At 71.3% G+C, this 9,668-nt stretch carries 10 protein-coding genes; all 10 read left to right on the top strand.

Annotated elements, in window-relative coordinates:
* Positions 1 to 834 (top strand): TrbG/VirB9 family P-type conjugative transfer protein (locus RN901_RS06655; protein WP_310757220.1); only part of this gene is annotated, 834 nt, incomplete at its 5' end.
* Positions 831 to 2,051, top strand: coding sequence for a TrbI/VirB10 family protein (locus tag RN901_RS06650; protein WP_310757218.1), 1,221 nt, complete (start codon positions 831 to 833; stop codon positions 2,049 to 2,051). The genes RN901_RS06655 and RN901_RS06650, both read left to right, overlap by 4 nt.
* A 17-nt stretch (positions 2,052 to 2,068) precedes the next feature.
* Positions 2,069 to 2,965 (top strand): hypothetical protein, encoded by an 897-nt coding sequence (locus tag RN901_RS06645; RefSeq protein WP_310757216.1) that lies wholly within the window; start codon positions 2,069 to 2,071, stop codon positions 2,963 to 2,965.
* 12 nt (positions 2,966 to 2,977) lie between these two features.
* The gene (locus RN901_RS06640) at positions 2,978 to 3,964 is read left to right on the top strand and encodes a type IV secretion system protein (protein WP_310757214.1); all 987 of its coding nucleotides are present in this window, start codon (positions 2,978 to 2,980) and stop codon (positions 3,962 to 3,964) included.
* Positions 3,965 to 3,981: 17 nt separating this feature from the next.
* Positions 3,982 to 4,653, top strand: coding sequence for a VirB8/TrbF family protein (locus tag RN901_RS06635; RefSeq protein WP_310757211.1), 672 nt, complete (start codon positions 3,982 to 3,984; stop codon positions 4,651 to 4,653).
* On the top strand, positions 4,650 to 5,582 hold the full coding sequence (locus RN901_RS06630; RefSeq protein WP_310757209.1) for a hypothetical protein: 933 nt from the start codon (positions 4,650 to 4,652) through the stop codon (positions 5,580 to 5,582). Before RN901_RS06635 ends, RN901_RS06630 begins: the two co-directional genes overlap by 4 nt.
* 295 nt (positions 5,583 to 5,877) lie before the next feature.
* The gene (locus RN901_RS06625; protein ID WP_310757207.1) at positions 5,878 to 7,914 is read left to right on the top strand and encodes a type IV secretion system DNA-binding domain-containing protein; all 2,037 of its coding nucleotides are present in this window, start codon (positions 5,878 to 5,880) and stop codon (positions 7,912 to 7,914) included.
* Positions 7,911 to 8,891: an ATPase, T2SS/T4P/T4SS family gene (locus RN901_RS06620; protein WP_310757205.1), complete on the top strand. Its 981-nt coding sequence runs from the start codon at positions 7,911 to 7,913 to the stop codon at positions 8,889 to 8,891. The genes RN901_RS06625 and RN901_RS06620 overlap by 4 nt, the downstream gene beginning before the upstream one ends.
* A complete protein-coding gene (locus RN901_RS06615; RefSeq protein WP_310757204.1) occupies positions 8,888 to 9,094 on the top strand; it encodes a hypothetical protein in 207 nt (68 codons plus the stop codon). The genes RN901_RS06620 and RN901_RS06615 overlap by 4 nt, the downstream gene beginning before the upstream one ends.
* Positions 9,091 to 9,668 (top strand): ArdC-like ssDNA-binding domain-containing protein (locus RN901_RS06610; RefSeq protein WP_310757202.1); only part of this gene is annotated, 578 nt, incomplete at its 3' end. The genes RN901_RS06615 and RN901_RS06610, both read left to right, overlap by 4 nt.

The following is a 9,668-nucleotide window of genomic DNA, read 5'->3' as shown; positions in this document are numbered from 1 at the left end:
GTCCTGCTGACGCTGCTTCTGGCCGTGGTTCCCTGCGATGCCGCCGCGCAGCAAGAGAGTGCTGATGCCGCCTACCTGCGCGTGCCCGTGCCGGAGGAAGGCGAAGAGCGGATCCCCCGGCTCCGCGCACGCGTGCGGCATACCACGGTCATCGTGCTTCCGGCCGGGGAGCGGATCCTCGACTTCGTGGCCGGCGACTCCGAGTACTGGCACCTGACCGGCGCGGCGAACGTCGCGTACCTGAAGCCGCTGGCCGAGGATGCGGCGACGAACGTGGCGCTCGTCTGCGAGTCGGGGCGCATCTACTCGTTCCTCGTCTCCGAAGACGGGGAGAAGCCGCCCCACCTGGTCGTCCGCGTAGAGGCGGGCGCGGAGGGAGAGGCTCCGTCCGGGGCCCCCGGGTTCGTGGCCCGGAGCGAAGTCTCCGCCTACCGCCAAATGGCGGCCGAGGCCGTCGAAGCCGCCCGCCGCGCACAGGAAAAAGCCGAGGCGGGGATCGTCGAAGCCCGCCGGCGAGCCGAAGCGGAGATCGAGGCGCTCCGCTCGGAATATCCCACACGCATCGCGTTCGAGTACCGCCTTGACCGGGCGGCCACGCGGCGGCCGTTCCTGGTCGAGGCGATGTGGCACGACGGCAAGTTCACCTACATCCGCTCGCGCGGCCAAGAGTCTCCCGCAGTATACGAACTCAGGGACGGCGAGCCGGCGGTCGTCCTCGTACAGCTCGCCGGGGACGGCCTCTACATCGTGCATCATGTGATGAGCGACGGGTGGCTCCAGATCGGCGAGCGGCGGGCCGGGTGGCGGTTCGAGCCCGGGGATGGCTCGAAATGAGCCGCTGGAAGCAGTGGGTGAGGGAGCCGAAGGGCGCGCTTCCGGGCGGCTTCGTCACGAAGGCCGGGATCGCACTGATCACCGTGCTCGTGGCAGGTCTGCTGCTCTCCTCGTCGTTTTCCGGTCCCGACGAGACGGCCGAGGGCGTCGCTCCCACGCCGGCCCGGCCCGTGGACGACCGCACGGGCCGGTCGCTCGACGGGCGCCTCAGCGACGAAACCGACCGTCAGAGCCAGCAGGCGGCGGCGGATGCGGATCGGGAACGGCGGCAGTCCGGTGCCCTAGGGCAGGACACGGCGGCAAGTTCAGGCAGGGCCGGGGCCGGCATGGGCCAGGCCGAGTTCGAGTTGCGCGAGGCGCTCCGGCTGGAGGAGGTCGAGCGCAGGACGCGCTCGCTCCGCTCGCCACCCGTCGCGCAGTCGCACCGGGATCCGAACCGAGCCTCGGACGAGGCGGCATTTCTCGTGGCGCCCGAGTCTCCAGACGCGTCGCTCGACGGCGCGCTCGCTTCCCTCGGGCAGTCCCTCGCCGCCCTTGAGGCCGAAATGGCGGCCGGGCTGGCCGCGGGAGAGTTCGCGCCCGGCGTCGGAGGCCCGGCACCGCAGGCGGACGTTCCCGCCGCGCCGCGCACCTCCGAGCCCGGCCGTTTGGTTCGGCCGCACGACCCGCCGGGCTGGGAACGCATCCACGAGGGCACGTTCCTGGAGGCGGTGCTCGTCACCCAGTTGTCGGGGGAGTTCCCGGGCCCGGTGCTCGCCATGGTGTCGGCGCCGCTGTACTCGGCCGACCGGGAGCGGGTGCTGATCCCGCGCGGCGCGCGCCTCGTCGGCACGGCCCAGGCCGTCCAGAACCGGGACCAGAGCCGCCTCGCCGTCGCGTTCCACCGGCTGCTGCTGCCGAGCGGAAGCTGGGTGGACCTTGAGTTCACCGGCCTCAACCAGGTGGGCGAGAGCGCGCTCCGCGACCGGGTGAACCGCCACTACCTCTCGACGTTCGCGGCCGCCGGAGCGGTCGGCGCGCTGAGCGGGCTCACGCTCGCCGGAGCCTCGCCCTACGGACTCCGGGCAGGCGTCGGGCAGGGACTCGGGGGCAGCGCCACCTCGATGCTGGACCGGTATCTGAACCGGCTCCCCGAGATCACGATCCGCGCGGGCCACCGGCTCCGCATCTGGTTCACCTCCGATGTTTTGGTCCCGCGCGATACGACACACCGATGACACGAAAGGACTCTTCCATGCTTCACCGCATCCTCGCCCCCTCACTGCTCGTCCCTGTCCTGCTCTTCGCGGGCGCCCGTCCCGCGAGCGCGCAGTTCGACTTCGGGAGCTGGTTCCAGCGGGCCACGATCATCGCGAACCAGATCACGCAGATCTCGCACCAGGTCACCCAGATCCGGTCGATGGCCCGCCAGCTTACGGAACTCGAAGACCAGCTCGACCACATGGAGCGCGCCGCCAAGGGCGAGATCGACGCGCTGCTCCAGCCGTTTTCCGACCTGTCCGCCGATCCCGTGGGCCTCGTGCGCGACGGACTCGGCTGGCGCTCGGACTTCACCGGCCCGGCCCGGGGCACGGTCGACGCCGTCCGGAGGATGGGCAGCGGACGCTCGTTCACGCGGCACTGGAGAACCATCCGCCACGCCGCCGACCGGGTGTCGGACGCCGACATCCTGGCTCTGTTTGCGAACCTTCCGCCCCAAGCCGCGACGCGCGCGCTGGAGGACCACCGCCGCGCCCGCGAGGCCGCCGACCGGCAGCGCGTGCTGGACTACGCGGCGCTGGACGCGGCCGCCGCGCTCGCCGGGACCATCGAGAGCGCCCAAGGCTCGTTCGCGGACCTCACTGCGAACGGAAACCTGTCCAACACGGCCCTTCAGCAGGCCGGAGTCGCGGCCTCGCTGAGCCAGGGGAGGATCAACGCGGCCCTCGGCCAAGTGCTCGCCCATCAGACGGCAATGGAGGCGAGCCGGGCGAGGCAGGCCGAACTCGCGCACCTGGACTGGCTGGGCCGCTGGCACGATGGCCGTGCGCGGGCGAACGCGTTCGCCGGGACCATGCGGAACGCGGCTTCGCTGAACCGGGCCGCGCTCAGGGACGGGCTCCTGTTCCGCGTCCCGTCGTTCTACCGGTAGGGCGCGACGGCCATGCAACTGCCCCCGCAGTCCATCGACCCGAACGTCCCGGCGCAGATCCCCGCCGATCAGCTTCAGGACTTCAAGAGCTTCCTCGACGTGGTGCTCGACACCGTCGTCGGCGGGGCCGCGCCCGACGTTCACACGCTCGGGCTCCAGCTCTGGGGCGGGCTCGCCGCCGTCATGGTCGCCTGGACCGGACTCAAGATCGCGTTCAGCGGCACGTTCCAGCCGTGGGAGATCGTCAAGCTCGTGATCGGGATCGCGATCCCCCGCACGCTGCTCCACTACTACGTCGTCCCGATCCCCGGCGTCGGGCTCACGTTCCCGGCCATGGTCGCCGGAGGCGGGATCTGGCTCCAGAACCTGTTCCTGTCCGACGTGGTGTCGGCGGGCTACACCGAGATGACCGCGCTCGTGCAGGCGTACTCCGCGCACCTGGGCGCGGCATGGTCCACGGGCAACCTGCTCTCGATCGTGACGGCGGGCGCGACCGTGATCTTCTCCTCGCTCATCACGCTCGTGATGGGCGCCTCGCTCGTGGTCTGCCTGCTGGCGCTGTTCTGCGTCACCTACGCGCAGGTGATCTGGGCGCAGGTCGCCATCGCCATCGCGATCCTGCTCGGTCCGGTGTTCATCGCGTTCCTGCTCTTCGAGCCGCTCTCGTTCCTGTTCTGGGGATGGTTCCGGACCATGATGGTCTACACGCTCTACGGGGTCGTGGCCGGGGCCGTGCTGCGCGTCTTCATGGGGGTCGGCATGGGCTACATCACGACCTACGCCGATGCCCTGATGGCCACCGGCACGGCGGACCCGTTCGAGCTATGGCTCTGGGCCGTCGTCCTCATGCCGCTCGTCGTCTCCGGCCTGATGGCCGGGCTCAAGGTCGGCGAGCTCGCCTCGATGCTCGTGTCCGGCTCCGGCTCCGCCGGGTCCGGGTTCGTCGCGCTCGTCATGCAGGGGGCGAGCAAGGCCGCCGCTCCCGTCAAGCCCGTCTGAGCCCCAAGGAGACACCGATGATGAAACGAGACCGTGACGCGGGCCGCGAGTACGCCGAGATCTGGGGCGAGGCCGTGCAGGCGAACCGGAAGCTGCGGACCATCCTCATCTTCCTCTCGGCGAGCTGCGTGCTCGGCGTCTTCGTGCTGCTGAGGATCGCGGGCGCGGAGCCGCCCAAGCCCATCGTCATCCGCGTGGACGAGGTGGGCCGCGCCGAGGCGCTGGCCTACGAGGCCGCAACCGCGCAGGCCGATCCGCTCGACCCGACCACGAAGTACTTCCTGAACCGGTTCGTCCACGACTTCCACTCGCGCCGCCGCGCGACCGCGCAGGAGCAATGGACCCGGAGCCTCCGGTTCCTCTCGACGGATCTCGCGAACGCCGCGTTCCAGAGAGACGGCGCGGAGGTCGCGGGCGTGGCGGCGGGCACCGCCGAGGCCGAGACCGAGGTCGAGCAGGTGGTGCTCCGCATCCACCCCGCGCCCGAGCCGCCGCACGGCGCGACGGCCGACTTCGACCTCGTGCATCTGAGGGGCGAGCAGGAACTGCGGCGCGAGCGCTGGTCGCTCACGCTCCGGTTCGAGTTCCTCGACTCGATCCCGAACGAACTCGTCGTCCACAACCCGATGGGGCTCCTCGTCACCTACATGCGGGCCGACCGGGCGCTCGTGACGGGAGACGAGCGATGATCGCGCATCTCAAGGGCCGCGAGAAGGCGCTCGAAGCCTTCGGCTGGACGGGCAGGAAGGCCGAATGGGTCGCGCTCGTGTGTCTCCACAGCGGCGTGTTCACCCGCGCGCAGTGGGCGCGGTTCATGGGCGCGCACCCGGAACAGGTCCGGCGCGGCGTCCACGCCCTGATCGCTGAGCGCGTCGCGAGCGAGGAGACGGAGCCCGGCGTCGCCGGCATGGGCCGGGTCGGCCGGATCTTCGCCCGCCCGGTCTACCGGGCGCTCGGAGCCGAGCACATCCGCCACCGCCGCGGCGCTTCGACCGAAGTGCTTCTGCGCCGCCTGCTGTCGCTCGACTACGTGATCGAGCACACGGACCTGCCCTGGCTCCCCACGGAGCAGGAGAAGGTGTCCGCGTTCGAGGCGCTCGGCATCGAACGCTCGCTGCTGCCCGTGCGCGTGTACCGGGGCGCCGCCCGCACCACCCGCCGCTACTTCCCCGTGAAGCTGCCGGTCGCGCTCGACTCGGCCCGCGCTCTGTTCGTCTACACCGATCCGGGCCACGAGACCTCGACGGCGCTCCGTTCGTGGGGCCGGGCGCACCGCGGGCTCTGGCGCGCGCTCCGGGGACTTGGCCGGTCGGTCGAGGTCGTGGCCGTCGCGCGCACCGCGCGGGAGCTCGACCGGGCGCGGCGGGTGACGCGAGGATGGTCCGAGCCCGGCGGTCCCGCCGAGCCCGAAGCCGGGGCGGCCGAGGAGCTCGCCCGGATCGAGCGGGCGATCCTCAAGGGCGCGGTCCACATCCTCGAGGAGTTCGGCGGCCTCCAGGCGGCGCTGAAGCGCAGCGTCGCGCTGGAGGAGCAGGCGCGCCGGCGGGGCGGGCGCGGATCGATCGACCGCGGGGCCGCTTGGCGGACCGAGCGCCTCGCAAGGGTCCGCTACCGATGAGCGGAGGGCTCGCAATGCCGAACCGCGGCGTGAAAACGACGCGGGGGGTCGTTTCACGAATCCGGCCCCCGGCGATTCACATGCGGCCTTCCGTCCATCCGCTTGCGCGGTGGCGTCTTGCGGCCCCGCGGCCCGCCGGCCCGACGCCGGACGGGCCACGGGGGCCGTGGCTGGAGCGACCCGCCTCGCCGAGGGCTCGGTGCGGCGTAGGGCCGAGCGTGTTTTCACAACTCGCCCCCCCGCCTCGACGGGTCGCTCCAGCGCCAGGGATCCCTCCGGGAAGGGTGTCCGGCCGATGAAGCCGTGGACGCTCGTCCTCACCGGGGCGGCCCTGGCGGCGACCGCCGCGCGCGCGTTGCTCGCGCCGTTTCCGCCCGTCGGCGGCAACCCGTTTCTCGACCTGATCGCCCAGAACGATCCGGGCATCCATGCGGCGATCCGCGCGTGGTACTACCTAGCGCCCGGCGCGGCCGTCGTCCTGGCCGGCAACGTGATGCGCTCGGTCTCGCGGGTCTGGCTGGAGCCGCTCGCGATGCGCCGGAACCGGGGCAGGCTGCCCGCCTGGCCGAACTCGCCCGGGGACGACGCGCCGTCGCTCGTCGTCGGGGAACTGCACCACCCGACCGTTGCCCGGGAGAGCGACAAACCCTCCTGGCTCGTCGTTCCCGAGAGGGGACTCTACACCGGCGTGCTCGTCGTCGGGGCGGTCGGCACCGGCAAGACGACGGCCTGCATGTACCCGTTCGCGCGGCAGCTGCTCACCTGGCAGGCCGAAGATGCCGACCGCCGCGCGGGCGCGCTCGTGCTGGAGGTCAAAGGGGACTTCTGTCACCAGGTCCGGCGCATCCTGGGCGAGGCCGGGCGCGAGGACGACTACCTCGAAATCGGGCTCGGGGGGGCTTGGCAGTGGAACCCGCTCGACGATCCGCTGCTCGATTCCTACTCGATGGCGTACAGCGTCGCGTCGCTCATCAACCAGCTCTTCGGCAAGTCCCGCGAACCGTTCTGGCAGCAGGCCTACACGAACCTCGTTCGCTGGATCGTCGAGCTGCACCGGCTCCTGCCGGGCGGCTGGGTCACGCTCCGCGACATCTACCGCTGCACGGTCGAGGCGGAGTTGTTCGCCCGGAAGATCGGGGAGGCGAAGGCCGAGGCGCTTCGGCGGTGCCCCATGCGAGTTGTCATCGCCGCCAAGGTTCTCACCAAGCACCGGAAGGCGCTCGGCGACTGGGACTGGGACATGGCGCCCGGCAGCGACACGGTGGCGTGTCCCCTCGATCCGGAACGCGCGGCGCTTCTCGCGGAGTTGAAGGTCGAGTGCGCCACGGAGCCGGTGGGAAGCGGGGCGGGACGCGAGTACGCCGAGCAGGTCGAGGCCGTCGAGCGATGGTACCGGCACGACTGGACGAAGCTCGACGCCAAGCTCCGCACCTCGATCGTCGAAGGCATCTCGGTGTTCCTGTCGCTCTTCGATCAGCCGGACGTGGCGCGCGTGTTCTGCCCGCCGCCGCCGAAGGACGACCCCCCAGACGCACGGACGGACGGAGACGAAGGAGAGGAGGTCCCGGACGTGCAGCCCATCCCGGGACTCCGGCGCAGGCTGCCGCCGCTCGCCGACCTGATCGAGGGCGGCAAGGTGCTGGCGCTCAACATGCCAGCCGGGGCGAACCCGGCGCTGGCACGCGCCATCGGCGTGTTCCTCAAGAACGCCTGGATGCAGGCGCTGCTCCGGCGTCCCGCAGAGGCCGCACTCCGGCCCGACCGCTACATGCGGCCCGCCGTGTTCATCTGCGACGAATATCAGGCTTTCGCCACCGTGGGGCAGGACGACCCCTCCGGCGACGAGAAGGCGTTCGCGCTCACGCGCCAGTGCCGCTGCATCCCCATCGTCGCCACGCAGTCGATCTCCTCGCTCCGCTCCGTGCTCCCGTCGGGGGAGGCGTGGCGCACGCTCGTCCAGACGCTCCGCACCCGGATCTTCCTGTCGCTCTCCGACGACGCGTCGGCCAAGATCGCGTCCGAAATGTGCGGCGACGTCAAGAAGACGCAGGCGTCCTATACGTTCACCGAGACCTCGAACAAGCCCGAGTTCTCGCTCCTGTCCGGCCGGGCCGGGGGCGGCGACGGCCAGCTCGGGGCGAGCAAGTCGTTCCGGCAACAGCGGGAGCCGGTGTTCACCCCGCGTCAGTTCGGGCTGCTCGCCAACTATCAGGCGATCTGCCTCCCGTACGACGGCGTCAAGTCGCTCCCGGCGCGGCGCGTCTACCTGAAGCCCCACTACCTGCCCAGGACCCAGGGCTACTGGCGGCAGCGCGAGGAGGGGCGGATATGAAGCGCGCCAGCGGCGTCGGCCACCTCGTCCCGTTCCTTCCGGGGTTGGAGGGTCTACTCGAAGATCCCGGGGTCTCCGAGATCATGATCAACGGACCCGCGAACGTCTGGGTCGAGCGCGCCGGGACGCTGGAGCCCCACGACGCGCCCGGGCTCACCGCGGCATGGCTCCACCGAGCGGCGATCCACATCGCCCGGCCGCTCGGGCTCGATCCCGCCGCCCGGCCCATCCTCGACGCCCGGCTGGAGGACGGATCGCGGGTCGCGATCTGCACGCCGCCCGCCGCGCCCGAGGTCGCGATCACCATCCGCCGGTTCGGGGGCCGGGCGTTCACGGCCGAGGATCTCGTCCGCATGAGCTCGCTCCCGGAAGAGGCGCTCCAGGCCGCCCGGGCCACGCTTGCGGCGCGCCGGAACATCCTCGTCTCCGGCGGCACCGGCTCGGGCAAGACCACGCTCCTGAACGCGCTGATCGAACTCCTGCCCGAGGACGAGCGGATCGTCGCCATCGAGGACACCCTCGAACTCAGGATCGACCGGGCGAACTGCCTCCGGTTCGAGGCGGGAGCCACGCTCTCGGAGACGCCCGTCTCGATCCGCGACCTGGTGCGCCACGCGCTCCGCCACCGGCCCGACCACATCGTCGTCGGCGAGGTCCGGGGCGGCGAGGCCGCCGACCTCTTGCAAGCCCTCAACACCGGGCACGGCGGGTCCCTCACGACCATCCACGCCAACAACGCGCGTTCCGCGCTCTCGCGACTCGCCAGCTGCGCCATGCAGGCCGGCGACGCGCTGCCCTGGGAGGTCACCTGCCGGGGCGTCGTCGACGGCATCGCGCTCGTGCTGCACGTGACCCGCCGCGACGGGCGCCGGTTCGTCGAAGAGGCGCTCGAAGTGCGCGGCTACGACGCGGCCACCGGCCGCTGGATCACGGAACCGACATGGACCACCCAACCACCGAAGGAGGTGAACGCATGAAGTGCGACGACCGGACCATCCGAGTCAAGACGTTCGAGGACTTCGACCGCGAACTCGCCCGCGACAGCGGCGACACGCTCGAAGTCGACGCCTTCCTGGCCGAGCAGTACGGCCTCTTCCCCGAGGACGTAGGCGACGAGGACGAGATCGCCGCCGCCTGGGACGACCCGCACGGCGCCGCCGGCGAGGAGGTGGACGCATGAACCACGACGAATACCACCGCAAGTTCGCCGACGCGATCATCGAGCAGATCCGGCAGGGCACCGCGCCCTGGCAGAAGCCGTGGGCGCCGGGCGAGCGCGTGATGCCCATGAACGTCGACACCGACCGCTCCTACCGGGGCGGGAACAGCCTGCACCTCGCCTCCGTGCAGCAGGAGCAGGGCTACGGCGACGTGCGCTGGGGCACCTACCGCCAGATCCAGACCCGGGGCGGGCAGGTCAGGAAGGGCGAGCGCGGCACCCGCATCCTCTCCTTCCAGGACAAGAAGCGGATCGCCGTGACCGACGAGCAGGGTCGGCCGAGGAGGGACGCCGAGGGCAAGAAGGTCTACCGCTACGAGAAGCTCAAGGCGCCGTTCGTCCGCCAGTACACCGTGTTCAACGCGGAGCAGGCCGACGGGCTGCCCGAGCGGACCAACGCCCCGCCCGAGCCGCTCTGGAAGGTGCATCAGGAGGCCGAGCGCGTCATGGAGGACGTTGGCGTGCCGGTCCGCCACGTCCAGGGCGACCGCGCCTACTACCACATGAAGCGCGACGAGATCGTGCTGCCCGAGCG

The sequence above is a fragment of the Candidatus Palauibacter soopunensis genome, assembly GCF_947581735.1.
Classification (GTDB): Bacteria; Gemmatimonadota; Gemmatimonadetes; order Palauibacterales; family Palauibacteraceae; genus Palauibacter; species Palauibacter soopunensis.
This window is presented reverse-complemented; position numbering and strand designations above follow the sequence as displayed.

Bases quoted from the DNA above. Each gene is read 5' to 3' on its own strand.
- RN901_RS06650 (WP_310757218.1), top strand. From the start codon at position 831: ATGAGCCGCTGGAAGCAGTGGGTGAGGGAGCCGAAGGGCGCGCTTCCG.
- RN901_RS06645 (WP_310757216.1), top strand. From the start codon at position 2,069: ATGCTTCACCGCATCCTCGCCCCCTCACTGCTCGTCCCTGTCCTGCTC.
- RN901_RS06640 (WP_310757214.1), top strand. From the start codon at position 2,978: ATGCAACTGCCCCCGCAGTCCATCGACCCGAACGTCCCGGCGCAGATC.
- RN901_RS06635 (WP_310757211.1), top strand. From the start codon at position 3,982: ATGATGAAACGAGACCGTGACGCGGGCCGCGAGTACGCCGAGATCTGG.
- RN901_RS06630 (WP_310757209.1), top strand. From the start codon at position 4,650: ATGATCGCGCATCTCAAGGGCCGCGAGAAGGCGCTCGAAGCCTTCGGC.
- RN901_RS06625 (WP_310757207.1), top strand. From the start codon at position 5,878: ATGAAGCCGTGGACGCTCGTCCTCACCGGGGCGGCCCTGGCGGCGACC.
- RN901_RS06620 (WP_310757205.1), top strand. From the start codon at position 7,911: ATGAAGCGCGCCAGCGGCGTCGGCCACCTCGTCCCGTTCCTTCCGGGG.
- RN901_RS06615 (WP_310757204.1), top strand. From the start codon at position 8,888: ATGAAGTGCGACGACCGGACCATCCGAGTCAAGACGTTCGAGGACTTC.